22 protein-coding genes and 2 pseudogenes are annotated in these 23487 nt (G+C 72.8%); 8 read left to right on the top strand and 16 right to left on the bottom strand.

The genetic code is table 11. The features are described from left to right. The first annotated feature begins 51 nt into the window (after positions 1-51). Positions 52-327, top strand: coding sequence for a DUF1876 domain-containing protein (locus ACZ4Z3_RS29480; protein WP_055521112.1), 276 nt, complete (start codon positions 52-54; stop codon positions 325-327). A gap of 386 nt (positions 328-713) precedes the next feature. On the opposite strand, the gene ACZ4Z3_RS29475 is transcribed toward ACZ4Z3_RS29480, so the two are convergent. The 6 genes from ACZ4Z3_RS29475 to ACZ4Z3_RS29450 all read right to left on the bottom strand — a co-directional run bounded on the left by ACZ4Z3_RS29475 (position 714) and on the right by ACZ4Z3_RS29450 (position 5740). Further along, positions 714-1883 carry a serine hydrolase domain-containing protein gene (locus tag ACZ4Z3_RS29475; protein ID WP_468503873.1) on the bottom strand — a complete coding sequence of 390 codons (1170 nt, stop codon included), beginning with the start codon at positions 1881-1883 and terminating at the stop codon, positions 714-716. A gap of 128 nt (positions 1884-2011) precedes the next feature. Continuing rightward, complete coding sequence (locus ACZ4Z3_RS29470; RefSeq protein ID WP_468503872.1) at positions 2012-2494, bottom strand: organic hydroperoxide resistance protein; 483 nt, start codon at positions 2492-2494, stop codon at positions 2012-2014. Between the two features lie 160 nt (positions 2495-2654). Continuing rightward, positions 2655-3128 carry a MarR family winged helix-turn-helix transcriptional regulator gene (locus ACZ4Z3_RS29465; protein ID WP_468503871.1) on the bottom strand — a complete coding sequence of 158 codons (474 nt, stop codon included), beginning with the start codon at positions 3126-3128 and terminating at the stop codon, positions 2655-2657. 14 nt (positions 3129-3142) lie between these two features. Then, a complete protein-coding gene (locus ACZ4Z3_RS29460; RefSeq protein WP_468503870.1) occupies positions 3143-3922 on the bottom strand; it encodes an energy-coupling factor ABC transporter ATP-binding protein in 780 nt (259 codons plus the stop codon). Next, positions 3910-4671, bottom strand: a complete 762-nt coding sequence (gene cbiQ, locus ACZ4Z3_RS29455; protein ID WP_468503869.1) for a cobalt ECF transporter T component CbiQ — start codon at positions 4669-4671, stop codon at positions 3910-3912. The genes ACZ4Z3_RS29460 and cbiQ overlap by 13 nt, the downstream gene beginning before the upstream one ends. 1 nt (position 4672) lies before the next feature. After that, positions 4673-5740, bottom strand: coding sequence for an energy-coupling factor ABC transporter permease (locus tag ACZ4Z3_RS29450; RefSeq protein WP_468503868.1), 1068 nt, complete (start codon positions 5738-5740; stop codon positions 4673-4675). Between the two features lie 67 nt (positions 5741-5807). On the opposite strand from ACZ4Z3_RS29450, the pseudogene ACZ4Z3_RS29445 reads away from it, so the two are divergent. From ACZ4Z3_RS29445 to ACZ4Z3_RS29425, 5 genes and pseudogenes are all read left to right on the top strand, one after another. Beyond that, positions 5808-6038, top strand: a pseudogene (locus ACZ4Z3_RS29445) (hypothetical protein); the annotation flags it as partial. Positions 6039-6156: 118 nt separating this feature from the next. Beyond that, the gene (locus ACZ4Z3_RS29440; RefSeq protein ID WP_468503867.1) at positions 6157-6501 is read left to right on the top strand and encodes an SsgA family sporulation/cell division regulator; all 345 of its coding nucleotides are present in this window, start codon (positions 6157-6159) and stop codon (positions 6499-6501) included. A 104-nt stretch (positions 6502-6605) separates the two neighbouring features. Next, the gene (locus ACZ4Z3_RS29435; protein WP_468504038.1) at positions 6606-7319 is read left to right on the top strand and encodes a histidine phosphatase family protein; all 714 of its coding nucleotides are present in this window, start codon (positions 6606-6608) and stop codon (positions 7317-7319) included. A gap of 118 nt (positions 7320-7437) precedes the next feature. Beyond that, the gene (locus ACZ4Z3_RS29430; RefSeq protein ID WP_055540486.1) at positions 7438-7740 is read left to right on the top strand and encodes a hypothetical protein; all 303 of its coding nucleotides are present in this window, start codon (positions 7438-7440) and stop codon (positions 7738-7740) included. After that, positions 7737-9260, top strand: a complete 1524-nt coding sequence (locus ACZ4Z3_RS29425; RefSeq protein WP_468503866.1) for a zeta toxin family protein — start codon at positions 7737-7739, stop codon at positions 9258-9260. Before ACZ4Z3_RS29430 ends, ACZ4Z3_RS29425 begins: the two co-directional genes overlap by 4 nt. Before the next feature lie 56 nt (positions 9261-9316). Here ACZ4Z3_RS29425 and ACZ4Z3_RS29420 read toward each other — a convergent pair whose 3' ends face one another. The 5 genes and pseudogenes from ACZ4Z3_RS29420 to ACZ4Z3_RS29400 all read right to left on the bottom strand — a co-directional run bounded on the left by ACZ4Z3_RS29420 (position 9317) and on the right by ACZ4Z3_RS29400 (position 14161). Beyond that, positions 9317-9826 carry a DinB family protein gene (locus tag ACZ4Z3_RS29420; RefSeq protein ID WP_468503865.1) on the bottom strand — a complete coding sequence of 170 codons (510 nt, stop codon included), beginning with the start codon at positions 9824-9826 and terminating at the stop codon, positions 9317-9319. A gap of 68 nt (positions 9827-9894) precedes the next feature. Further along, the gene (locus tag ACZ4Z3_RS29415) at positions 9895-10977 is read right to left on the bottom strand and encodes an epoxide hydrolase family protein (protein ID WP_468503864.1); all 1083 of its coding nucleotides are present in this window, start codon (positions 10975-10977) and stop codon (positions 9895-9897) included. A gap of 178 nt (positions 10978-11155) precedes the next feature. Then, positions 11156-12022 (bottom strand): MMPL family transporter, encoded by an 867-nt coding sequence (locus ACZ4Z3_RS29410; RefSeq protein ID WP_468504037.1) that lies wholly within the window; start codon positions 12020-12022, stop codon positions 11156-11158. 297 nt (positions 12023-12319) lie between these two features. Continuing rightward, a pseudogene (locus tag ACZ4Z3_RS29405) lies at positions 12320-13395 on the bottom strand (MMPL family transporter); the annotation flags it as partial. 166 nt (positions 13396-13561) lie between these two features. Beyond that, positions 13562-14161: a TetR/AcrR family transcriptional regulator gene (locus tag ACZ4Z3_RS29400; protein ID WP_468503863.1), complete on the bottom strand. Its 600-nt coding sequence runs from the start codon at positions 14159-14161 to the stop codon at positions 13562-13564. 276 nt (positions 14162-14437) lie between these two features. On the opposite strand from ACZ4Z3_RS29400, the gene ACZ4Z3_RS29395 reads away from it, so the two are divergent. Then, positions 14438-17725: a S41 family peptidase gene (locus tag ACZ4Z3_RS29395; protein ID WP_468503862.1), complete on the top strand. Its 3288-nt coding sequence runs from the start codon at positions 14438-14440 to the stop codon at positions 17723-17725. A 174-nt stretch (positions 17726-17899) separates the two neighbouring features. On the opposite strand, the gene ACZ4Z3_RS29390 is transcribed toward ACZ4Z3_RS29395, so the two are convergent. The 4 genes from ACZ4Z3_RS29390 to ACZ4Z3_RS29375 all read right to left on the bottom strand — a co-directional run bounded on the left by ACZ4Z3_RS29390 (position 17900) and on the right by ACZ4Z3_RS29375 (position 21647). After that, positions 17900-18139: a hypothetical protein gene (locus tag ACZ4Z3_RS29390; protein WP_468503861.1), complete on the bottom strand. Its 240-nt coding sequence runs from the start codon at positions 18137-18139 to the stop codon at positions 17900-17902. A gap of 81 nt (positions 18140-18220) precedes the next feature. Beyond that, positions 18221-19126, bottom strand: a complete 906-nt coding sequence (locus tag ACZ4Z3_RS29385) for an SDR family oxidoreductase (protein WP_468503860.1) — start codon at positions 19124-19126, stop codon at positions 18221-18223. Next, entirely contained in the window at positions 19123-20061 is a 939-nt protein-coding gene (locus ACZ4Z3_RS29380) for an alpha/beta fold hydrolase (RefSeq protein WP_468503859.1), read from the bottom strand. Before ACZ4Z3_RS29380 ends, ACZ4Z3_RS29385 begins: the two co-directional genes overlap by 4 nt. Beyond that, a complete protein-coding gene (locus ACZ4Z3_RS29375) occupies positions 20058-21647 on the bottom strand; it encodes a flavin-containing monooxygenase (RefSeq protein WP_468503858.1) in 1590 nt (529 codons plus the stop codon). Before ACZ4Z3_RS29375 ends, ACZ4Z3_RS29380 begins: the two co-directional genes overlap by 4 nt. Before the next feature lie 203 nt (positions 21648-21850). On the opposite strand from ACZ4Z3_RS29375, the gene ACZ4Z3_RS29370 reads away from it, so the two are divergent. Further along, positions 21851-22495 carry a MerR family transcriptional regulator gene (locus ACZ4Z3_RS29370; RefSeq protein WP_468504036.1) on the top strand — a complete coding sequence of 215 codons (645 nt, stop codon included), beginning with the start codon at positions 21851-21853 and terminating at the stop codon, positions 22493-22495. A 134-nt stretch (positions 22496-22629) separates the two neighbouring features. On the opposite strand, the gene ACZ4Z3_RS29365 is transcribed toward ACZ4Z3_RS29370, so the two are convergent. Beyond that, positions 22630-23454, bottom strand: a complete 825-nt coding sequence (locus ACZ4Z3_RS29365) for an exodeoxyribonuclease III (protein WP_468503857.1) — start codon at positions 23452-23454, stop codon at positions 22630-22632. Between the last annotated feature and the right edge of the window lie 33 nt (positions 23455-23487).

Here is a 23487-nt window from a genome sequence, read left to right as displayed (position 1 = left end):
GGCGGGCCCGGAGGAGCACTCTGGAAAGAGCGGTTTCCGGAGGTGATCGTCATGATGCACACCGCTGTGGGATGGCACATCGAGCTGGAGTTCCAGGAGGACGAACAGAAGACGCGGGCGGCGGCGCTCGTACGGCTGCCCGACGGCAAGGAGGTCCGGGCCAACGGGTACGCGAGCCGCCACCACACCGACTCCAATCAGCCACGGGTCGGCGAGGAGATAGCGGGCGCGCGGGCCCTCAACGAGCTGGCCATGAAACTGCTCACCAAGGCGCACGACGAGATAGACGAGGCGTCGGGCAGGACGTCCCACCCGATAGCCCTCTGAGCTGTGACAAGTCCTGGTGACCGGGCGGCTGCCCGCGGCCCCGCGCGGCCGGGGGCAGCCGTCCGCCGTGCCGGTGGTGCCGCCGGGCGGTCCGGCCGTGGACGGGGTGCCAAGCGACTGTGGACTGGGTGCGAACGACAGCGCGGGAAATGTCGCGCATGCTGGGATCGCCGCTCACGGAGGGCGGCCGTCCGGTTCATCGGAGCGCGCCAGGGCATTCTGCGGGGGAGTTCTGGGGCGTCTTCGGTGTCCGGGCGGCCGCGTCTTCGCTCCGCTGGGGTGGCCGGGGCGCCTGACAGCTCGGGGGTGCGCTCTCGTTGGCGGCCGCGGGTGGGTGGGGCTTGTTCGCGCAGTTCCCCGCGCCCCGGGGCAGGGCTTCGCGCGCCCTATTGCGACAGCGCGGACCTCAGCGCCTTCACCAAGGCCTGGGCCCTCGGGTCCGCTGTGACCGTCTTGCGGTAGCCGTTGGTGACGTAGGCGAACCCCGTGGCCGTGTCCGGGTCGGCGAAGCCGAGCGGGCCGCCTCGGCCGGGGTGGCCGAAAGAGCCGGGGCCGAGGAGCGGTGACGCGGTGCCGTGCAGCATGTAGCCGAGGCCGAAGCGGGTGTTGATGACCAGGGTGCGGTCGGGGCCGGCCGACTCCTCCGCGCGGGCCGCCTCCCTCGTGGCCGGGGCGAGCAGTCGTACGCCGTCGACCTCGCCGATCAGCGCGGCGTAGAAGCGGGCGAGGGCGTCCGCCGTGGCGATGCCGTTGGTGGCGGGCAGCGCCGTCGCGCGGTACGCGGGGTCGTTCTGGTCGGGGAACGGGGTGATCGCGGCGAAGGCGCGCCGGGTGAGGGAGTCGGGGTCGTCGTAGGCGGCGGTGACCGACCGCTTCGCGCGCACGCGCAGTCCCCCGGTGGGTTCGGGTGGCGACGGCAGCCGCCCGGCGCGGCCCACCCGGCCCTCGGCGGCCACCGAGTCGGGCAGACCGAGCCAGAGGTCGAGGCCGAGGGGCGCCGCGATCTCCGACGCGATCCACTCACCGGCACCCCGGCCCGTCACGCGCCGCACCAGCTCGTCGAGGAGCCAGCCGTACGTCAGGGGGTGGTAGCCGTGCGCGGTGCCGGGCTCCCAGGCGGGCGTCTGGGCGGCGACGGCCTCGGGGCCGCGGCGGGGGTCCAGCGCCTCGGCGGGGGTGAGGGGGCGGTCGAGGACGGGCAGACCCGCCCGGTGGTTGAGGACGTGCCGCACGAGGACGCCGTCCTTGCCGTGCGCCTTGAACTCGGGCCAGTAGCGGCCCACCGGGGCGTCCAGGTCCAGCTCGCCGCGCTCGGCCAGCATCAGCAGCGCGGCGGCGGCGACGCCCTTGGTGGCGGAGCGCAGGATCTGGGCGGTGCCCTGCTGCCAAGGCTCGTCGCCGTCCACGTCCCGGGTGCCGGCCCGCAGGTCGACGACCTTGCGGCCCTGCTGGTAGACGACGACCGCCGCGCCCTTCTCGCCGAACGCCTCGAAGTTGCGGAGGAACGCCTCCCGCACCGGCTCGAAGCCCTCGGCGACCGTGCCGTTCACATCCACGCCGGCGCTCCGTTCCGTTCACTCGCCACGACGACGGCTGCAACGTACACGCACGGCCGGGGATTCCTCCGGCCGGGGCTCGGGGTGCCCGTGCAGGACTCCCCATGCCCCGTGCACCCGTGGGGTCCTCAGCCCAGCACGATCGTCACGTCGATGTTGCCGCGGGTGGCGTTGGAGTAGGGGCAGACCTGGTGGGCCGCGTCCACGAGCTTGGCCGCGATGTCCTGGTCGAGGACGGGCAGGGAGACGCTGAGGGCGACGGCGAGGCCGTAGCCGCGCTGCTTGTTGGGGCCGATGCCCACCTTCGCGGCGACCGTGGAGCCGGTGAGGTCGTAGCCCTCGCGGCGGCCGACGAGGACCAGCGCGTTGTGGAAGCAGGAGCTGTAGCCGGCCGCGAACAGCTGCTCGGGGTTGGTGCCGTTGCCGTCGCCGCCCAGCTCGGGGGGCATGGCGACCCTCAGGTCGATGTGGCCGTCCTGGCTGGTGATGTAGCCGTCCCGGCCGCCGTGCGCGGTGGCCTCGGCCACATACATGATCTTCGCCGGACGGGTGTCCGGACGGGCCTGAGCAGGACTGTCGGAGCGGGTCTCGACAGCGGCGCCGTCGGTCATGAATGTGCCTCCCCCAGGAAAAGCGCGCACAAGTACATCGTGCACAAGGTACCGGCTGGTAGGTGACAGCGGTTACCAGGGGGTAGTAACCAGCGGTAACAACGGGCGGTCCCGGAGGCGGGGCGCGGTGAGCGGTACTGCGGGGCCGCGTCCGTCCCCGTCAGGTGGCCGTCTTCCGTGCCGACCGCTCCGCCCGTGCCGCCAGCTCCCAGAGTTCCGCCCGCAGGCGGGCCACGTCGCCGCCCCGCAGGCCCGTGGCGGCGGCCAGGGTCTCGGGGACGGCCTCCGCCCGGTCGCGGAGCTGCTCGCCGCGCCCCGTGAGCGTGATCCGGACCGAGCGCTCGTCGCGGGCGGAGCGGCGCCGGCTCAGCAGGCCCGCCGCCTCCAGCCGCTTCAGCAGCGGCGAGACCGTGCCGTAGTCCAGTCGCAGGGCGCCGGCCAGCTCCTTGACCGTGGTCTCACGCCGCTCCCACAGGCAGAGCATGACCAGGTACTGCGGGTAGGTCAGGCCGAGTTCGTCGAGCAGCGGGCGGTACGCGGCCGTGACCGCGCGCTGGGCCGCGTACAGCGCGAAGCACAGCTGCTCGTCGAGGAGCAGCGACCCGGGCCACGCGGCGTCCTCTTGGTTCGTCACGCGCCCCATTGTCCTCAGCTCCCCGCGGCGACCGACCTCGGGTCGAAGCCGAACGGCAGCTCCAGGCGGTGGGCCCGCATCAGGTCGTCGTCCGCGAGGAGTTCACCGGTGGGCCCGTCGGCGGCTATGACGCCCTCGCTGAGCACCAGCGAACGCGGGCACAGCTCCAGGGCGTACGGCAGGTCGTGGGTCACCATGAGGACGGTGACGTCCAAGGAGCGCAGGATGTCGGCGAGTTCGCGGCGCGAGGCGGGGTCGAGGTTGGACGACGGCTCGTCGAGGACGAGGATCTCCGGCTCCATGGCGAGCACGGTGGCGACGGCGACCCGGCGGCGCTGCCCGAAAGAGAGGTGGTGCGGGGGCCGGTCCTTGAACTCGGCCATGCCGACCCGGGCGAGCGCGCGGTCGACGCGGGCCTCCAGTTCGGGGCCCTTCATCCCGGCGGCGGCCGGGCCGAACGCGACGTCCTCCCGCACGGTCGGCATGAACAGCTGGTCGTCGGGGTCCTGGAAGACGATGCCGACCTTCCGCCGGATCTCCGCCATGTGCTGCTTGCCGACCGGCAGTCCGGCGACGGCGACCGTGCCGGCGCCCCCGGTGAGGATGCCGTTGAGGTGCAGGACGAGGGTGGTCTTGCCGGCGCCGTTCGGCCCGAGCAGCGCGACCCGTTCGCCCCGGCCGATGGTGAAGTCGACCCCGAAGAGGGCCTGGTGGCCGTCGGGATAGGCGAAGGCGAGCCCGGCGACTTCGAGGGACGGGGGTGCGGGTTCCTTGGACACGGTCACAGGGTCCATCCCAGCAGACAGACGACGAGCGCGGCGAACGGGAGGGCGAAGGCGTACGACCACTGCGCCCGCGAGGCGGTCACCTCGTCGATCACGGGCATGGTGCCGGCGTACCCCCGGCTGATCATGGCGAGGTGGACGCGTTCCCCGCGTTCGTAGGAGCGGATGAACAGCGCCCCGGCGGACTTGGCGAGCACGCCCCAGTGCCGGACGCCGCTCGCCTCGAAGCCGCGTGACTCGCGGGCGATCCGCATCCGGCGCATCTCGTCGGTGATGACGTCGCCGTAGCGGATCATGAAGGACGCGATCTGGACGAGCAGCGGCGGCAGCTTGAGGCGTTGCAGCCCGAGGAGGAGTTCGCGCAGCTCGGTGGTGGCGGCGAGGAGGACGGACGCGGCGACACCGAGGGTGCCCTTGGCGAGGACGTTCCAGGCGCCCCACAGTCCGCCGACGCTCAGCGACATGCCGAGCACCTCGACCCGTTCGCCCTGCGCCACGAACGGCATGAGCAAAGCGAAGGCGACGAACGGCACCTCGATCAGCAGCCGCCGCAGCAGGAACCCGGCGGGCACCCGGGCGACGCCCGCGGCCGTGGCGAGGAGCACGGCGTACAGCGCGAACGCCCACATCGCCTCGCGCGGGGTCGACACGACGACGACCACGAAGGCGAAGACGGCCGCGAGTTTGGTGTGCGGCGGCAGGGCGTGCACCGGCGAGTGCGCGTGCCGGTAGAGCCTGTGGGCGTGGCCGGCGCCCATGTCAGACGCTCTCGGGCACGGAGGACGGGGAGGTCGCCTCGGCCTCGCCGGCCCGGCGCCTGCGCACGGCCCAGAAGATCCCGGTGCCGGCGACGACGGTGACACCGACACCGATCACTCCCGCGAGACCGCCGGAGAGCCGGGCGTCGGTGAGGCCCTTCACGCCGTAGTCGGCGAGCGGGGAGTCGGCGGCGGCGTGGTCCTCGACCTTGGCGTCGATGCCCTTGTCGGCGGCGACCTTCTCCAGCCCGTCCGGGTTCGCGGAGGCGTAGAAGCTGACGACACCGGCGAGGAGCAGGGAGGTGCCGAGCCCGGCGAGGATGAGCTTGCGGGGCGACCGGGCGGCCACCGGCACGGGCGTGGGACCGGCGGCGGGGGCGGCGTCGACGAGCTCGCCGTTCACCCGGAGCTTCAGCGGGGCGCTCAGCCCGCGGGCGCCGTGCACGAGGTCCGGGCGTACGGCGATGACGGCGCCGACGGTGGCGGCGGTGATCGCTGCCTCGCCGATGCCGATGAGGGTGTGCACGCCGACCATGGCGGTGAGGACGGAGCCGAGCGGCACGTCCGTGGTGCCGCCGATCGCGTAGACGAAGGTGAACGCGGCGGCCGCGGCGGGCACCGAGACGAGCGCGGCGACGAAGGCGGAGACGGTCACGGAGCGTCGCTTCCTCGGCAGGACCTTGACCAGCCCGCGGAAGACGGCGTAGGCCACGACGGTGGTGACGACGGCCATGATGGTGATGTTCACGCCGAGCGCGGTGAGGCCGCCGTCGGCGAAGAGGATGCCCTGCATGAGGAGCACCACGGACACGCACAGCACCCCGGTGAAGGGGCCCACGAGTATCGCGGCGAGCGCACCGCCGAGCAGATGGCCGCTGGTGCCGGCCGCGACCGGGAAGTTCAGCATCTGCACGGCGAAGATGAACGCGGCGACCAGTCCGGCGAGCGGCGCCGTCCGCTCGTCCAGCTCCCTGCGCGCGCCGCGCAGGGAGACGGCGACGGCACCTGCGGCGACGACACCGGCGACCGCCGAGACGGGGGCGTTGATGAATCCGTCGGGGACATGCATGCGAGGGCTCGCTCTCCGGATCGCCCGGTGGCGATCGCATCCGGCTGCGCGTGGCTGGAACCTTACGATGATAGGGCCTTATTGCGAGGGTCTTGCAAGAGCGCCTTCACTTCGAATAGCGAACAGATCGCTGCCCGACGCGCCGGCCCCGACCGCTGTGGACGGCGACGCGGTCGACGCCGAGGACGTCGTGGACGAGCAAGTCGCCCGTGACGCACGCGACTTCGGGGTGTACGCCCGCACCGGCGGCTGGGCGTTCGCCCTGAAGGTGGCGCGGAGCGTGCGGCCCGGCGGCGAACTGGGCCGGCCCGGCACCCTCCTCCGCGGGCGGATTGCGGAAAATATGCGACATTGGAGGGGCACGGAGAGCGGATCAACAGCTTCTGCTTGGGTCACTCAGCGTGAGGAGCCGCCCGATGCCTGTCACCGTCGAGCAGTACGCTCGGGCTCATGTCGTCACGGACTCCCCCGAGGACCGGGACACGGTCCCCGTGATCCTCCGCTACGACCCGGACGGCGGCCCCACCGCCGTCCACGTGGGGCTGCCCGGCCCCCACGAGTGGACCTTCCCCCGCGACCTCCTCGAACGCGGCCTGCGCACCCCCGCGACCGCCGGCCCGGTCAGCATCTGGCCCTGCGGGCGGGTCCAGGCCGTCATGGAGTTCCACTCCGCCCACGGGGTCGCGGTGATGCAGTTCGACACGAAGGCCCTGATCCGCTTCCTCCGCCGCACGTACACGGCGACGCCGGTCGCGCACTGAACACCGGCGGTCGCGCGCTGAACGCCCGTGATCGCGCGCTGAAGCCCGGCAAGACCGGCGATCGCGTACTGAACGCCGGCGTTCCGGTCGAGCAGAATGACCGGATGGCCGATGAGATGCACAAGGGCGGGCTCGCGGCGCCCAGTTCACTGCGCGGGCTGTGGGCGGTACGGCACGGGCAGAGCACGGCGAACGTCGCCTTCGCCGAGGCCGAGCGCACCGGCTCCACGGAACTGCCGGTCCCCGGACGGGACACGGACGTCCCCCTGTCTCCGCTGGGACGAGAGCAGGCCCGGTCGCTGGGCGGCTGGCTCGCCGGGCTGGACGAGGGGACGGGGCCGGACCTCGTGGTCTGTTCGCCCTACGCCCGGGCCCGGGAGACCTGGCAGGTCATGGCCGCGCACCCACGGGTGACCCCGCCCGAGCTGCTCGTCGACGAGCGGCTCAGGGACCGGGAGATGGGCGTCTTCGAACTGCACCCACCGGGCGCGCTGCGAGCCCGCGCCCCTGAGGAGGCCGCACGGCGGGCCCTGCTCGGCGAGTGGGCGTACCGGCCGCCGGGCGGCGAGGCGATGGCCGATGTCGCGCTGCGCGTACGGGACTTCGTGACGGAGCTGGACCGGGCCGCGCCCGGACGGCGGGTGCTGCTCGTGGCGCACGACGCGATCGTCATCACCCTCCGCTTCGTCCTGGCCGGCCTGGGCGCACCCTCCCCCGACACCCTGCCGCCGGTCCCCAACGCCTCGGTCTCGTGCTGGAACGGCACAGGCGGACGGCTGAAGCTGGTGCGGTGGGGCGACACCGCACACCTCGCCTGAACCACCGCCCCCTCGGCGCACGTCTCTGACCGCGACCGCCCCTACGGCGCCGACCACGACCCGACCCGTACGCATACCCGTACCTACGACGACTCGATGACGACGGAGGGACACCCCCATGACGGAGCAGCCCGATTCCGAGCCCGTGCTCTCGCGGGTGGAGCCGCTCGGCGGCGGCCTGTACGCGGATGAGCCCTACGAGGCGGCCCTCGGTGACCTGCGCAGGACCGTCGGCGAGGTCTCGGCCGCCCTGCGCGACGCCGCCGGAGCCACCCGCGAGCACCTGCTCGCACGCCAGCGGGAGCTGAACCGACTCCAGTTGGGCCTGCGCCCCGACGACACGGACGCCCTGGCCGACGCGCACGCCCTGTGCCACCGGGTCCGTACGGAACTGGCCCGACTGCCGGGCGGCGACGCGTGAGCCGGTCGCCGAACGACCCCGCGACGTCGACGGGGACGCCGACGGGGACGCCGAAGGGGCCGACCCTCGAAGGGCGGCTGCCCCTCGCCGAGAACCAGCGGATCTTCCGCGAGCAGATCGCCCCCGTCTTCCTCGACGGCTGCGCACCGCAGCGGGCCCCGGTCGCCGTCATCGTGGCCGGGCAGACCGGCGCCGGGAAGACCGCCGTGACCCGTATGGTCAAGGACGCGCTGGACCGGGGCGGTCCCTCGGCCTGGATCAACATGGACTTCTACAACCCGCACCACCCGGAGTACGCCCGCTGGCAGGCCGAGCGCCCCCAGGAGGCGGACGCGCTGGTCCGCCCGGACGGCGACCGCTGGTGGGAGCAGGCCCAGGACCTCGCCCTCTCCCGCGGCTACAACATCCTGCTCGAATCCGCGATGGTCACCCCCGCCGAGTACGAGGACATCTGCCGCCGCATCCGCTCGGCGCGGCTCCCCGAGGGGGTCGCCCGGTACCGCATCGAGACCGCGTTCGTGGCCGTGCCCGGCCCCGTCAGCCGGCTCGGCGTCATGACCCGCTACCTCGACGAGCTCCAGCGGCACGGCCACGGCCGCCTGGTCGACCCCGACATCCACGACGCGGCACTGCGTGGGGTCGTACGGGGTGCCGCCGCCCTGGAACGGGAGGGCCTGGGCGACTTCGCCTCGGTGTTGCGCCGGGGCGGGGAGACCGTGCACATGCAGCACATCGCCCCCGGTGGCCTCTCCTCGGACGCGGGGACGAGCGGGGCGGGGGCGTCGCTGGTGGCGGCCGTCGAGCGGGAGCACGCGCGCGTGCAGACGACCGCCGAGGCGGCGCAGTTCGTGGCGCGGCACGCGGCGGCGGTCGTGACGGCCCCCGACTACGCCCTGCCGGAACTGGACCGCATCGCCCGTTCCGCCGCGCCGATCCTGCCGGCGCCCGAGGCCCCCTGGCGCGCCGTGGCCGATCGCGCGGCCGCGCTGCGCACGGCGGAGCCGCCGCACCGGCCGGAGCCCACGCTCCTGGCCCGTGGCGATCACGAGGTCATCGACCTCCTCGCCCACAATCTGGCCGAGCGGCACACCGCCGTCTCCCGGGGCGACACCAACCCGGCGACCGTCGCGCGCCATGAGCACACCACCGACCGCCTGCTCGGCGAACTGTCCCGCCGCTCCGCCCTGTCCCCGGAGGCCCGCGGCACCGAGGAAACCCACCGCCGGGCCCTGCGAGCGGACCCCACGCTTCGGCCGACCCCGCCACCTGCCCGACGGGGCGCGGGACCGGGAGCGGGAACGGGGGTCGGTGCGGTCGCGGGGGCCGCGGCGGGCTCAGCCGCCACGGTCGGGACCGGAACCGTGGCCGGGAGCAACCCCACCGCGGCCGCCGCGGCGGCGCGCAGCCGGTCGGTGGTCGCTCCCCAGCCACCGACGAGCGGTGCGCGTACGCCCGCCGCCCTGCCCCGCGCCCTCCCGGCCGCCCGCCCCGCCGAACCGCCACCCGGACGCGGCCGCTGACCGGCGGCCCGCGCGGCCCGCCCGTCTCGCTCGGCGGCGTCAGGCCGGCGGAACCGTCACGCCCCGACCTCCCCGTCCACGCCCTCCCTCAGGAGGTCCGCGTGGCCGTTGTGGCGGCCGTACTCCAGGAGGACGTGGACCATGACCATCCGCAGGGAGACCTCCTCGTCCCAGCGCGGCTGGCGGCCGGTCAGGTCGAGGGAGGGGGCCGCGCGCTCGATACGGCGGGAGTGCTCCACCTCCGCCTCCCACGCGGCGAACGCCTCCGCCCGTGTCGAGGCGCTGTCGTCGTACGCGGCCTGGAAGTCGATCTCGTCCGACCAGACCATGGGCGCGGCGTTGTCCTCGAACACCCGGCGGAACCAGGCGCGTTCCACCTCGGCCATGTGGCGGACCAGCGCGAGCAGCGACAGCGTGGACGGCGGCATCGACCGCTGTCGCAGCTCCGCGTCGGTGAGGCCCTCGCACTTCATGGCGAGGGTCGCGCGGTGGTAGTCGAGGAAGGCCCGCAGCGTCTCCCGTTCGGATCCGGCGTGGGGCGGCCCCACCCGCTTGTCCTCGGCCATCGGCGATCCTCCTCGTCCTCGGGTTCCCCGAAGCCGTCCGGAGCCGTGCCGTCCGGCGTCGGGTGTGCTCAGAGAATCTTGTCGAAGAAGGTGCGGATGTCGGCGGCCAGGGTCTCCGGCTCGTCCATCCCCACGAAGTGGTGGCCCGGATTGGACTCGGGCCAGTGCACGATCCGGTTGTCGCGCTCGGCGAGGCGGCGGACGGCCGGCGGCCCGCAGTACACGCCGGTCGGCACCCGCCGCTGACCCTCCGGCCAGGTGAACTCGTCCCGCTCGTACATGAACCAGGACGACGTGCCGGACGTCCCGGTCAGCCAGTAGAGCGTGACGTTGGTGAGGAACAGATCGCGGTCCAGGCCCTGGACTCCGAAGTCCCGGAACTTCTGCATCATCCACGCGAGCTGGGCGACCGGGGAGTCGTGCCAGCCGTACGCGAAGGTCTGCGGGGTGTGGCGGAGCAGGGTGTGGTGGTCGACCCCGCCCTGCGACCACTGCTGGATCATGTCGTACAACGCCCGCTCGTCCGGCGTCAGTTCGGGCAGGTCCTTCTCGGTCGGGAAGCCGAACCCGCCGTTGATGTGGACGCCGATGACGTGCGCGGGGGCGACGCGGGCCACCGCGGGCGCCAGGTACGCGCCCAGGTCGCCGCCCTGGGTGCCGTAGCGGTCGTAGCCGAGGCGGCTCATCAGCTCGGCCCACATGCGGGCCACCCGGTCGACGCCGAAGCCGGTCTCGCGCGGGCCCTCGGAGAAGGCGAACCCGGGGACGGACGGGGCGACCACATGGAACCCGCGCTCGGTCAACGGGCCGATCAGCCGCGTGAATTCGACGACCGAGTTGGGCCAGCCGTGGGAGAGGAGCAGCGGCACGGCGTCCGGCCGGGGCGAGCGGACGTGCAGGAAGTGGACGTCGAGGCCGTCGATCGTGGTGAGGTGCTGGGGGAACGTGTTGAGCCGGCGTTCGTGGATCCGCCAGTCGTACGTCGTGCGCCAGTACTCGGCCAGGTCCCTGACCTCCGCCACGGGGACTCCCCGGTCGGTCCCCTCGCCCGGCAGCTGTCGCGGCCAGCGCGTGCGCGCCAACCGGTCGTTCAGGTCGTCCAGTTCGGCCTGCGGGATGTCGATGCGGAAGGGGCGGACCCGCGTGTCCATGATCGCTCCGGTTGCTCGGCGTGGACTGATACGGCCACGTTAGGAGCCATATAGGCCAGGTCTTGTCCTGTATGGCTCGGCGCGTCTACCTCGCCCTGCCTCCCGGCACACCGCAGCCGGTGAGGGCTCCCCGTCCCCACGAGGCCCTCACCGGCCGTTCTGCGTGGAAGCAGGCGCGTCAGGCGCGTACGAGTTCCTCGCCCCGCTCCGTGCTCTCGGCGGCGTCGCCGTGCGTGCGCAGGCCCTCGCCCTCGACGTCGACGTCGGGCAGCGCCCGGTCCAGCCACTTCGGCAGCCACCAGGCCTTGTCGCCGAGCAGGGCGAGGACGGCCGGGACGATGGCCATCCGGACCACGAAGGCGTCGAAGAGGACCGCGACGGCGAGACCGAAGCCGATCATCTTGATCATCGACTCGCTGGAGCCGATGAAGCCCGCGAAGACCGCCATCATGATGACCGCCGCGGCCGTCACCACCCGCGCCCCGTGCCGGAAGCCGGTGACCACGGCCTGTCCGGGACGCTCGCCGTGGACGTACGCCTCGCGCATCCGGGTCACCAGGAAGACCTCGTAGTCCATGGCGAGACCGAAGACGACGCCCACCATGAAGACCGGCATCATCGACATGACCGGGCCGGTCTCCTCGACGCCCACCACGTCCGCCAGCCAGCCCCACTGGAAGACCGCGACCACCGCGCCGAGCGCCGCCATCACGCTGAGCAGGAAGCCGAGGGCCGCCTTCAGCGGGACGAGGACGGAACGGAAGACCACGATCAGCAGCAGGAAGGCGAGGCCGACCACCAGGACCAGATACGGCACGAGCGCGTCGTCGAGCTTCTGGGAGACGTCGATGTTCATCGCCGTCGCGCCCGTGACGAGGACGTTCGCGGCGGAGTCGGCCTTGATCGCCGGCCCGGCGCCGCGGATCTCGTGGACCACGTCCTCGGTCGCCACGGACGACGGCTTGGAGTCCGTGACCACGGTGATCATCGCCGTGTCACCGGCCTTGTTGTACGTCGCCGGGGTGACCGTGACGACGCCCTTCATGTCCTCGACCTCGTCGGACACCTGCTTGACGGCGGCCTTCGGGTCGCTGGAGGACTTCGCGTCGACCACGACCATCAGCGGGCCGTTGGAGCCGGGGCCGAAGCCCTCGGAGAGGAGGTCGTAGGCGCGGCGCTGGGTGGTGGACGTCGGCTGGGAGCCGTCGTCGGGCAGGCCGAGTTCGAGGGAGCTCGCCGGGATCGCGGCGGCGCCGAGGCCGATCACGGCCACGAGCAGCACCATCACCGGCCTGCGGACCACGAAACGGGCCCACCGCGTCCCCATGTTGGGCTTCTCCGCTGCCCCGCCCCCGCCGGACAGGACCTTCGCCGAGGCGCGACCGCCGCCCATCCAGCGGGCCTTGTGCCCCGCCGGGCGGACCTTGGCGCCCGCGTAGCCGAGGAGCGCCGGGACCATGGTGAGGGCGATGAGGACGGCGACGGCGACCGTGCCCGCCGCCGCGACGCCCATCTTGGTGAGCATCGGGATGTTGACGACCGCGAGGCCGACGAGGGCGATGACGACGGTCAGTCCGGCGAAGACCACGGCGGAGCCGGCCGTGCCGGTGGCCCGGCCCGCGGCCTCCTCGCGGTCGCGGCCCTCGGCGAGCTCCGCGCGGTAGCGGGAGACGATGAAGAGGGCGTAGTCGATGCCGACCGCGAGGCCGATCATCATCGCGAGGGTCGACGTGGTGGTGCCGAGGTCGAGGGCGCTCGCCAGCGCGGTGATCGAGGCGACGCCGATGCCCACGCCGACGAGGGCGGTCAGCAGCGGCAAACCGGCGGAGACCAGCGAGCCGAAGGTGATGACGAGGACGACCGCGGCGACCGCGATGCCGATGACCTCCGTGCTCCCGGTGTGCGGCACGGCCTGGAGGGCGTCACCGCCGATCTCCACGGTCAGCCCGCTGTCCCGCGCCCCCTGGGCGGCGTCCTCCAGCGCGTCCTTGGAGGCGTCCTTCAGCTCCATGCCGGAGACCTCGTACCGCACCTGGGCGTAGGCGATCGTGCCGTCCTTCGAGACCACCTGCTCTTGAACGGGTCGGTGACGGAGGTGACCTCGGAGCCGGTGTCCAGTTCCTTGACGGTCCGCTCGACGGCCGCCTTGTTCGCGGCGTCGGCCATCTTCTCGCCGGCGGGCGCCTTGAAGACGACGCGTGCGGTGGCGCCGTCGGCGTTCATGCCGGGGAAGCGCTGGTCCAGCAGGTCGAAGGCCTTCTGCGCCTCGGTGCCCGGGATGGAGAAGGAGGACGAGCCCGCGGTGGGCGCGGAGGCGGCGCCGACGCCCGCGAGGGTCAGCAGCGCGACCCAGATCAGGGCGACGAAGTGTCGTCGCCGGAAGGCGAGTCGGCCCAGTTTGTAGAGGAATGTGGCCACGGGCGGTACTCCCGTTCAGGTCGTGGACGTGCAGGAGGGCAGGGGTGATCGGCCCGTGTGCTGCCGTACCGGGGAGTACGCGAACAGGGTCGATCGGCCCGACGACGTGAGCGGTGGCGTCAGGTGGGGCTCAGCCGCGTGTCACGCGGCGATGGCTCGGGATGCGTCAGTCGGTCGGTACACCGAGGGCGGGGAGGACCACGGCGTCGATGTACGAAACGAGGAAGGTCTGGGTCGGAGGCAGCTCTTCGAGCAGCGTCCGGGTCACGAAGGCACCGAGCATCATGTGCATCACGAAGTCGAGCGCCGGGTTGTCCGGCCGGACCTCACCGCGTTCGACCGCGCACTCCAGCAGCCGCCGGAACTCGGCGACCTGCGGTTCGATGAGGAACTCCCGGAAGGCCACCAGAAGCTCGGGGTTCGTGTGCACCGCCATGGCCAGGCCCCGCATGAGCGCGGAGTTCTGCTCCATGACGCAGTCGTCCTCGCGCCGCGCCAGTGCGTGCAGGTCACCGCGGAGGGATCCGGTGTCGACGGCGCGGGCGCCCATCGACTTCTCCTTGCCGATCGCCTTCGCGACCAGCTCGGCCTTGCCGCCCCACTGGCGGTAGAGGGTGGCCTTGCTGGACCTGGTGCGGGCGGCCACGGCGTCCATGGTGAGGGCGTCGTAGCCGACCTCCCGGAGCAGGTCGAGCACGGCCGCGTACAGCTCGGCCTCGCGCTTGGGCGTGAGTCGACTGCGGCGCGCCGTCGCGGTCTCAGTCATCCCACTCTCCCCACTCCCACTGGACGTTCGAGACGACAAGGCTACCGGTCACGTGCCGGGGCTCGGGCCGGTCGACCCACCCTCTCGAACGAAACCGTTTCGTACACCGTGACGATACCCCGAGCCCCATAGAAACGAAACGGTTTCGTTCGCGTTCTGGGTCACGGGCCCTGAGTCGCGTGCCTCGCAGCCCCTCACCCCGGACGCCCCGGAACCGCCCCCCGAACGCCCCGCGCACGAGTTGCCGCGCCCCCCGACCCGGCAAAGCATGGGGAGGTGAGCGACTCATACGAGACCGGAAGCGGCCGGGGCACCCCCGGCTACCTGCGCTTTCCCCACATCGGCGGCGACCGCGTCTGCTTCGTCGCCGAGGACGATCTGTGGCTGGCCCCGCTCGACGGCTCCGACCGCGCCTGGCGCCTCACCGTCGACCGCACGAAGGCCGCCACCCCGCGCTTCTCGCCGGACGGCCGCCACATCGCGTACACGAGCTGGCGCAGCATCCTCCCGGAGATCCATCTGGCGCCGGTGGAGGGCGGCGGGCCCGCGCGCCGCCTCACCCACTGGGGCAGCCCCGACACCGAGGTCTGCGGCTGGACACCCCCCGACGACGAGGGCCGCTCCGACATCCTGGCCGTCGCCTCGCACGGCGAGCCCTTCTCTCACTACACCTGGGCGTACAAGGTCCGGCCCGACGGCGACCCCGGCCGCAAACTGCCCTGGGGCCCCGTCTCCGCCCTCCAGGTCGCCGAGATCGACGGCGAGCGCCGCACACTGCTGCTCACCGGCACACCCCCGCACGAACCGGCCTCGTGGAAGCGCTACCGGGGCGGCGCCACGGGCCGCCTCTGGCTGCACGGCGAGCGGCTGCTGCCCGACCTCGAAGGGCATGTGCACTCCCCCATGTTCGTCGGCGGGCGCATCGCCTTCCTCTCCGACCACGAGGGCGTCGGCAACCTCTACTCCTGCGCGTACGACGGCTCCGACCTGCGCCGCCACACCGACCACGACGCCTTCTACGCCCGGCACGCGGCGAGCGACGGCAGCCGGGTGGTGTACCAGTGCGCGGGCGACCTGTGGATCGTCGACGACCTCGCCCCCGACGCCGTACCGCGCCGGCTCGACATCCGCCTCGGCGGATCGCTCACCGGGCGGCGGCCGTACCAGGTGCCGGCCGCGCAGCACGTCGACGGCCTCTCCGTCGACGAGACGGGCCGGGCCAGCGCCGTCGTCGTCCGCGGCAGCCTGTACTGGCTGACCCACCGCGACGGACCCGCCCGGACCATCACCGACACCCCCGGCGTCCGCGTCCGGCTGCCCGAGATGCTCGGCGTCGGCGGCCAGGTCGCGTACGTGACGGACGCCGACGGCGAGGACGCGATCGAGATCGCCTACCTCCCCCGGGCCACCGGCGACCGCGAGCCCCGCCGTCTAGCGTCCGGCGCGGTGGGCCGTGTCCTGGAGATGGTCTCCGACCCGGCGGGCGAGCGCCTCGCCCTCGCCGCGCACGACGGCCGGCTGCTGCTGCTCGACGCCACGGAGGAGTCCAACGGCGAGGTCACCGAGATCATCGCCTCGATCAACGGGCCCGTCCGCGACCTCGCGTTCTCCCCCGACGGCAGCTGGCTGGCCTGGTCCCATCCGGGCATCGGCCGCAGCCTGCGCCAGATCAAGATGGCCCGCCTGAAGGACCGGCTGATCGTCGACGTCACGGGCGGCCGCTTCGAGGACGAGAACCCGGTGTTCACCGGCGACGGCCGCTATCTGGCCTTCCTGTCCTGGCGCGGCTTCGACCCGGTCTACGACGTCCACACCGGCGACCTGTCCTTCCCCCTCGGCTGCCGCCCCTACCTGGTCCCGCTCTCCTCCGCCACGCCCTCCCCGTTCGCCCTCAACCCCGACGGCCGCCCGGTCGCCGGGGGCATGGACCCCGGCGGGGACGAGGAGACCGGCGGGGCGGTCACCGTGGAGGCCGAGGGCCTGGAGAACCGCGTCACGCCCTTCCCCGTCACCGCCTCCAAGTACTCGGCGCTGTGCCCGGTGAACGGCGGCGGTCTGGTCTGGCTGCGCTGGCCGATCTCCGGCGCCCTCGGCGAGACCTTCGCCAACCCCGACGACATGACCGGGCGCCCGACCCTCGAGTACTTCAACATCAGCAAGGCGAAAAGGTCCGAACTCGTCTCCCACCTCGACTGGTTCGCGGTCAGCGGCGACGGCACCCGCCTCGTGGTCGTCGACGAGGGCGACCTGCGGGCCGTGCCGTCCACCGAGTCCGGCGACAGCGACAGCACCGTCTGGATCGACCTGCGGCGCATCATGCACGAGGTCGACCCGGGCGCCGAGTGGCGCCAGTCCTACGCCGAGGCGGGCCGGCTGATCCGCGCCCACTTCTGGGACCCGGGCATGAGCGGCGTCGACTGGGCCGGGGTCCTCGACCAGTACCGGCCCCTCGTCGAACGGGTCGCCTCCCCGGACGAGTTCGCCGACCTCCTGCGCGAGGTCCTCGGCGAACTGGGCACCTCCCACGCCTATGTGTCCGCCGCCCGACGCAACGAGGGCCCGCCCCACTACCAGCGCCGCCAGGGCCTCCTCGGCGCCAACTTCGTGCGCCGGGACGACGGCTGGCAGGTCCGCCGGGTCCTGCCCGGCGACTCCTCGGACTCCAAGGCCCGCTCCCCGCTCGCCGGTACGGGCATCCGCGAGGGCGCCGTCCTGACCCATGTCGACGGCCGCCCGGTGGACCCGACGACGGGCCCGTTCCCCCTGCTGGCGGGCGCGGGCGGCACGACGGTGGAGCTGACGTTCACCCCGGCGGAGGGCCAGGGCCGCGCGCGCCGGGTGGCCGTGGTCCCCCTGCTCGACGAGCGCCCCCTGCGCTACCAGGACTGGGTCGCCAAACGCCGCGAGGTCGTCCACGAACTCAGCGGCGGCCACTGCGGCTACCTCCACATCCCCGACATGGGCGGCTCCGGCTGGGCCCAGTTCAACCGCGACCTGCGCATGGAGGTCTCCCGCCCGGCCCTGATCGTGGACGTGCGCGGCAACGCGGGCGGCCACATCAGCGAACTGGTGGTGGAGAAACTCACCCGCAGGATCCTCGGCTGGGACCTCACCCGGGGCGCGCAGCCGGTGTCGTACGCCTCCAACGCGCCGCGCGGGCCGGTCGTCGCGCTGGCCGACGAGGCGACCTCGTCCGACGGCGACATGATCACGGCCGCCTTCAAGCTCCTCGAACTCGGCCCGGTGGTGGGCCTGCGCACCTGGGGCGGCGTCGTCGGCATGACCGGCCGCCACCAGCTCGGCGACGGCACCGTCATCACGGTCCCCATGAACGCCGCCTGGTTCGACGCGTACGGCTGGTCCATCGAGAACCGGGGCGTCCTGCCCGACGTCGAGGTCCACCGCACCCCGCTCGACTGGGCGGAGGGCCGCAACTCCCAGCTCGACGCCGCGGTCACGCTCGCCCTGGACCTCCTCAAGACCCACCCCGCCGCGAACCCCCCGGACTACGGCAACGTGCCGGACAGGTCCCGCCCGAAGCTGCCGCCGAGGAACGGCGGCTGAGAAGCTGTCGGCGGCGCAGCGGCTGAGAAGTCGCCGGCGGGGCGCAGCGGCTGACAGGTTGCCGACGGGGAACGTCGGCTGCGAAGTTGTCGACGAGGACCGGCGGCGGACATGAGAACGGGGCACCCTCGGTGAAGAGGGCGCCCCGCTCAGGACCATCAGCGGACGCTCGACTCAGATGTCGTAGTCCTGCTGGAACCGGTCCTCGGCGTCCCGCAGGTCGCGGCCGCGCTCGTGCTCGCCCTGCGGCTGCCGGCCGCGCTGCCCAGGCTGCTGCTGAGCCCGCTCACGCTCCTGACGCGCACGCTCCTCGGGGGACAGTCGCTCCGACTCCTGCGGAGCCCGCCCGGCCTTCTGCCGCGCCTGGTGCTTGAGCTGCTCGGTCTTCTCCTGGAACTGGTCCTTCATGCCCATGTGGTTTCACTCCCAATGTGGGTGAGGGGATCGGGCCTCGACCAGACAAACACGGGCGGACATTCAACGCATTTCGATCACTCACTCACGGTCACCGACCACCCGGCGCTCCCGTTCGTCGGCGGCACCGCCCGCCCCCACCAGCCCGGTCGGCGCCCCGCGCAGCCGTCCCTCGAACCGCCGCACCTCACGCGGCCCGAACGCCCCGATGAGGCCCGGCAGATACCCGCGCACGCCCTGCATGCCCCGCAGCCACCACTGCCCGTAGACATGCGCGGACCGCCGTTCGATCCCGGCCACGATCCGGTCCACGGCCGGGCCCAGCGGATACGTCTTGCCGGCCGGCCACGGCAGCCGCTGCCGCAACTCCCGCATGGCGTGCTCCTGATCGGCCCCGCGCACCATGTCCGTGTCGGTCCACGACAGATACGCGACCCCGACCCCGACGCCCTTGTGCCCGACCTCGGCCCGCAGACTGTGCGCGTACGCCTCGACGCCTGCCTTCGACGCGCAGTACGCCGTCATCATCGGCGCCGGCGTGATCGCGGCGAGGGAGGCGATCTGCAGCAGATACCCCCGGCTCTCCACGAGCGCGGGCAGGAACACCCGCCCGGTCACGGCCGATCCGACGAGGTTGACCTCGATGACCCGCCGCCAGGCGTCCGGGTCGGAGTCGACGAACGGACCGCCGTTGGCGACACCCGCGTTGGCGACCACGATGTCCACCCGGCCGAAGCGCTCCTTCACCTCGGCGGCGACCCGCGCCATCGCCTCGTGGTCGGTGACGTCGGCGTGCCAGAACTCACTCTCGCCGTACAGCCGTTCACAGACCCCCTTCAGCTCGTCCGGCTCCAGCCCGACGAGCGCGACCTTCGCCCCGCGCACCGAGAGCTTGCGGGCGAGGAGTTCCCCCACGCCCCGCGCGGCCCCGGTGACCACCGCCACCCGCCCCTCCAGGACGTTCCCCCTGCTGCCGCCCCTGCTCATGCGCCCGCCTCCTCCAGCTCGTCCCGCTCGGTCCGTGGTCCGTACGCCGTCACCAGCCCGCGTATCCGGGCGGTGACCGCCTCCGGTGCCTCCACCGGCGCCATGTGCCCCACACCCGTCAGCTCCGTCACGCCCACGCAGTCCGGCAGCGCGGCGGCCAGCGTCCGGGCGTGCACCGGCGGAGTCATCCGGTCCGCCGTGCCCACGAGGACGGCGGCCGGCACCGTCAAGGCCCGTACCCCGTGGTCGAGGTCGAGCGTGTCGAGGACGTGCGACCAGGCGTGCCGCACCCGCGCCGGGCACGCGTGCACGATCCGCGCGCACGCCTCGACCATCGTCGGCGACGCACCTGGGCCCATGGTGGCGTACTTCAGGATCCGCCGGGCGAGGGGTGTGACCGGCCCGAGCGGCGCCCGCGACCCGAGGACCTTGGCGGTGAGCCAGGTGCGCATCCGTCCGGGGCGGCCGGGCACGACGAGCGCCTGGGACACCAGCTTCGAACTGCCTGTGCTGCACAGCAGTACCGCCGCCGCGTGCTCCTGGACGCCGACCCGAGTCGCGGCGGCCATCAGCGTCATCCCGCCCATGGAGTGCCCGACGAGCACGGCCTTCTCGCCGGGCGCGAGCGTCGCCGCGAGCACCGCCTCCAGGTCGTCCGCGAGGGCGTCCGTGCTGCACAGGTCGGCGGCGGGGCTGCGGCCGTGGCCGCGCTGATCGTAGGCGATCACCCGGTGGTCGACGGCGAGGTCCCGGATCTGCGCCGCCCAGAACGCGGTCGAGCAGGTCCAGCCGTGCACGAGCACCACCGCGGGCGCGTCGTCCGGCCCGTGGATCTCGACGTGCAGCCGCGCGCCGTCGGCGGACACGGCCGTCAACTCCCGTACGGCGGCGGGCGGGGCGTAGGGCCCGTGCTTCACATGGGTCAGTCGGGTCACGCCCCGGCCTCCACCTTCGTCGCCTCGGTCGCGGTCGTCCCCCGCGTCTTCCCCGCACCGGGCGGCGGCACCCGCAGCACCTCGTACTCGGCGAGATCCACCCGCCGGGTGGCGCCGCGGAACTCCGTGGTCGTGCCGGGCCAGATGGTGGTGTTGCGCCCGTGCGCGTCGAGGTACCAGCTGGTGCAGCCGCCGGTGTTCCAGACGGTCCGCTCCATGCGCTTCTGCACGCGCAGGTTCCAGGCGTCCACGGCGTCGGCCCGGGCGTCGAGGGCGACCCGGCCGCCCAGCACGTCCAACTGCCGCAGGAAGTCCGCCATGTAGTTCAGCTGGGACTCGATCATGAGGATCATGCTGGAGTTCCCGAGGCCCGTGTTGGGCCCGATGATCGTCATCCAGTTCGGGAACCCGGCAGCGGACGCCCCGCGCAGCGCCCGCATCCCGCCGTCCGCCCAGGACTCCGCGAGGGTCCGGCCGTCGGCGCCCACGACCCGGTCGGCGATGGGCATGTCGGTGACGTGGAACCCGGTGCCGAAGACGATCGCGTCGACCTCGGCGGTGGTCCCGTCGGCCGCGACGAGTGTGGAGCCCTCGACGCGGGTGAGCCCGGAGGCGACCACGTCGACGTTCGGCCGGGTGAGCGCCGGATAATAGGTGTTCGACAGCAGGATCCGCTTGCAGCCGATGCGGTAGTCGGGGGTGAGCTTGGCACGCAGGGCGGGGTCCTTGATCGCCCGCGCCATGTTCCGCCGGGCCATCCGCTCCACCAGGCCCAGCTGTTCGGGCCGCTTGGTGAAGGCCTGCACCTGGAGCTCCCGGATGCCCCACAGCAGTCCGCGCCGGGCCTGCGTGGTGAAGGGCAGCTGCCGGTGCAGCCACCGCTCGGCCCGGCTGATGTCGCGGTCGACGCGGGGCAGCACCCACGGCGGGGTCCGCTGGAACAGGGTCAGCCGGCCGACCTCGGGCTGGATCGCGGGCACGATCTGGATCGCCGAGGCCCCCGTGCCGACCATCGCGACCCGCTTGCCGCGCAGGTCGTAGTCGTGGTTCCAGCGCGCGGAGTGGAACACCTCGCCGGGGAACGAGTCGATGCCGGGGATGTCGGGGACCTTGGGATCGGAGAGCGGCCCGGTGGCGGAGACCACGACATCGGCGGAGAACCGCCCGCCGCTGGTCTCGATCTCCCAGCGCAGCCGCTTCCCGTCCCAGCTCATCCGCTTGACCTCGCAGTGCGGCCGGATGTGCGGCCGCAGCCGGAAGACATCGGCGACGTGCTCCAGATAGGCCCGGATGTGCTCCTGCCCGGAGAAGGTGCGCGGCCAGTCCGGGTTGGGCGCGAAGGAGAACGAGTACAGGTGCGACGGCACGTCGCAGGCGCACCCCGGGTAGTCGTTGTCCCGCCAGGTGCCGCCGACCGAGCCGCCCCGCTCCAGCACGACGAAGTCGGTGATCCCTTCCCGCCTCAGCCGTACGGCGGCGCCCAGCCCGCCGAACCCGGCCCCGATCACCGCGACCCGGACGTGCGGGTACGAGGACTCACCCCCGCCCCCGTCCGCGTGCCCCTGCCTGTGCTCCTGCTCGGCCATCCGGTACCTCCACGCCTCATCGCGTGCGCACACCGCGTCCGCACCCTGCGTCCGCACCCCACGTCCACGCCAGTAATCACTGGCGCAGTGGCGAGAGTAGGGCAGGACCGTACCGATGGGTAGGGGTCGGACGGTGCCGAGTTACCGCCGGTACAACATAGGCTTCCCACGTGGCAGCAGACGGCGAGCGACGCGAGTACCGCATGGAGGAGCTGGCCAGGGAGGCCGGCATCACCGTACGCACCCTGCGCTTCTACCGGGAGCGCAGACTGATCCCGCCGCCCCGCCGCGAGGGCCGCATCGCCTGGTACGACGACACACACCTGGCCCGGCTGCGCACGATCTCGGCCCTGCTGGAGCGCGGCCACACCCTGAACGGCATCGCGGAACTGGCCGAGGCCTTCGACCAGGGCCGCGACGTGGGCGAACTGCTGGGCCTCGGCGAACCCACCGAGGAGACCCCGGTCCGCCTCACCCCCGAGGCCCTCGCCGACCACTTCGGCGACCAGGCGACCCCCGAGAACCTCTCCGCGGCCCTCGACCTCGGCTACCTCGCCACCGACGGCGGCGAGATCGTCCACATCAGCCGCCGCCTCCTCGACGCCTCCGCCGCCCTGGTCCGCGAGGGCATCCCCCTGGCCGACGTCCTCGCCACCGGCCGCCAGGTCCGCACCCACGCGGAAGCCCTGGCCGCCCTCTTCACCGACCTCGTCCTCAACCACCCCGACCACACCCCCGAAGACCTCGAACGCCTCCGCCCCCTGGCGAAGAGCGTGGCGGAGGCAGAACTGTCAATGGCCTTGGACCGACGCCTGCGGCAGGCCGGCCGGGGGAACGAGCAGCCGTAGCCGGGGCCGACCACACAGCCGCCCGGAGCGAGTGCCGCAGAATCCGTCAGTGATCCGGAGCGAGTGCCGCAGAATCCGTCAGTGATCCGGAGCGAGTGCGACAGGAGCCGGCCGTGAAGCCGCCCTCGGCCCGGTCAGAGGTCGTAGACGACGGTCACCGGGGCGTGGTCCGACCACCGCTCCCCGTGCGTGGCGGCCCGCTCCACGAACCCCTTGACCGCCTTGCCGGCGAGCCGGGCGGTGGCCGCGTGGTAGTCGATGCGCCATCCGCTGTCGTTGTCGAAAGCCCTCCCCCGGTACGACCACCAGGTGTACGGCCCCTCGACGTCCGGGTGCAGGGCGCGCACGACGTCGACATAGCCGCCGTCGGCCTCGTCGAAGACCCGGTCGAGCCAGGCGCGCTCCTCCGGGAGGAACCCGGAGTTCTTGACGTTGCCGCGCCAGTTCTTGAGGTCGGCCTCGCGGTGGGCAATGTTCCAGTCGCCGCACACCACGACCTCACGTCCGTCGGCGGCGGCCCGCTCGCGCAGCTCCTTCAGATAGGGCAGGAACTCTCCCATGAACCGGACCTTCTCGTCCTGCCGCTCGGTTCCGACCTCACCGGAGGGCAGATAGAGGCTGGCCACGGTGACGCCGGGCAGATCGGCCTCGACATAGCGTCCGGTGCCGTCGAACTCGGCCGACCCGAACCCCACCCGCACCCCGTCGGGTTCACGCCGGGTGTACAGCGACACCCCCGCGCGCCCCTTGGCGGCGGCCGGCGCGTGCACGACGAACCACCCGTCGGGCTCCCGCACCGCCTCGGGCAGCTGCCCGGGCTCGGCCCGCACCTCCTGGAGGCACAGCACGTCCGCGGAGGTCTCGCCGAGCCACTCCACGAAGCCCTTCTTCGCGGCGGCCCGAAGCCCGTTCACATTCACAGAGGTCACAGTGAGCACCGCTGCACGATACCCGTACATTGGACTGTGTCCAGATTCCGACGAGCCCGCTCA

This window comes from Streptomyces sp. NPDC030296 (assembly GCF_055572815.1).
Note: the sequence above shows the minus strand (reverse complement) of the source record. Positions and strands in the feature narration are given on the sequence as shown.

Excerpts from the sequence above, each read along its gene's own strand:
- ACZ4Z3_RS29415 (WP_468503864.1), bottom strand. The coding sequence starts at position 10,977 with ATGGACACGCGGGTCCGCCCCTTCCGCATCGACATCCCGCAGGCCGAA.
- ACZ4Z3_RS29450 (WP_468503868.1), bottom strand. The coding sequence starts at position 5,740 with ATGCATGTCCCCGACGGATTCATCAACGCCCCCGTCTCGGCGGTCGCC.
- ACZ4Z3_RS29410 (WP_468504037.1), bottom strand. The coding sequence starts at position 12,022 with ATGAAGGGCGTCGTCACGGTCACCCCGGCGACGTACAACAAGGCCGGT.
- ACZ4Z3_RS29470 (WP_468503872.1), bottom strand. The coding sequence starts at position 2,494 with ATGACCGACGGCGCCGCTGTCGAGACCCGCTCCGACAGTCCTGCTCAG.
- ACZ4Z3_RS29460 (WP_468503870.1), bottom strand. The coding sequence starts at position 3,922 with ATGGACCCTGTGACCGTGTCCAAGGAACCCGCACCCCCGTCCCTCGAA.
- ACZ4Z3_RS29375 (WP_468503858.1), bottom strand. The coding sequence starts at position 21,647 with ATGGCCGAGCAGGAGCACAGGCAGGGGCACGCGGACGGGGGCGGGGGT.
- ACZ4Z3_RS29370 (WP_468504036.1), top strand. The coding sequence starts at position 21,851 with ATGGAGGAGCTGGCCAGGGAGGCCGGCATCACCGTACGCACCCTGCGC.
- ACZ4Z3_RS29390 (WP_468503861.1), bottom strand. The coding sequence starts at position 18,139 with ATGGGCATGAAGGACCAGTTCCAGGAGAAGACCGAGCAGCTCAAGCAC.
- ACZ4Z3_RS29400 (WP_468503863.1), bottom strand. The coding sequence starts at position 14,161 with ATGACTGAGACCGCGACGGCGCGCCGCAGTCGACTCACGCCCAAGCGC.
- cbiQ (WP_468503869.1), bottom strand. The coding sequence starts at position 4,671 with ATGGGCGCCGGCCACGCCCACAGGCTCTACCGGCACGCGCACTCGCCG.
- ACZ4Z3_RS29430 (WP_055540486.1), top strand. The coding sequence starts at position 7,438 with ATGACGGAGCAGCCCGATTCCGAGCCCGTGCTCTCGCGGGTGGAGCCG.
- ACZ4Z3_RS29435 (WP_468504038.1), top strand. The coding sequence starts at position 6,606 with ATGGCCGATGAGATGCACAAGGGCGGGCTCGCGGCGCCCAGTTCACTG.
- ACZ4Z3_RS29440 (WP_468503867.1), top strand. The coding sequence starts at position 6,157 with ATGCCTGTCACCGTCGAGCAGTACGCTCGGGCTCATGTCGTCACGGAC.
- ACZ4Z3_RS29480 (WP_055521112.1), top strand. The coding sequence starts at position 52 with ATGATGCACACCGCTGTGGGATGGCACATCGAGCTGGAGTTCCAGGAG.
- ACZ4Z3_RS29420 (WP_468503865.1), bottom strand. The coding sequence starts at position 9,826 with ATGGCCGAGGACAAGCGGGTGGGGCCGCCCCACGCCGGATCCGAACGG.
- ACZ4Z3_RS29385 (WP_468503860.1), bottom strand. The coding sequence starts at position 19,126 with ATGAGCAGGGGCGGCAGCAGGGGGAACGTCCTGGAGGGGCGGGTGGCG.
- ACZ4Z3_RS29365 (WP_468503857.1), bottom strand. The coding sequence starts at position 23,454 with ATGTACGGGTATCGTGCAGCGGTGCTCACTGTGACCTCTGTGAATGTG.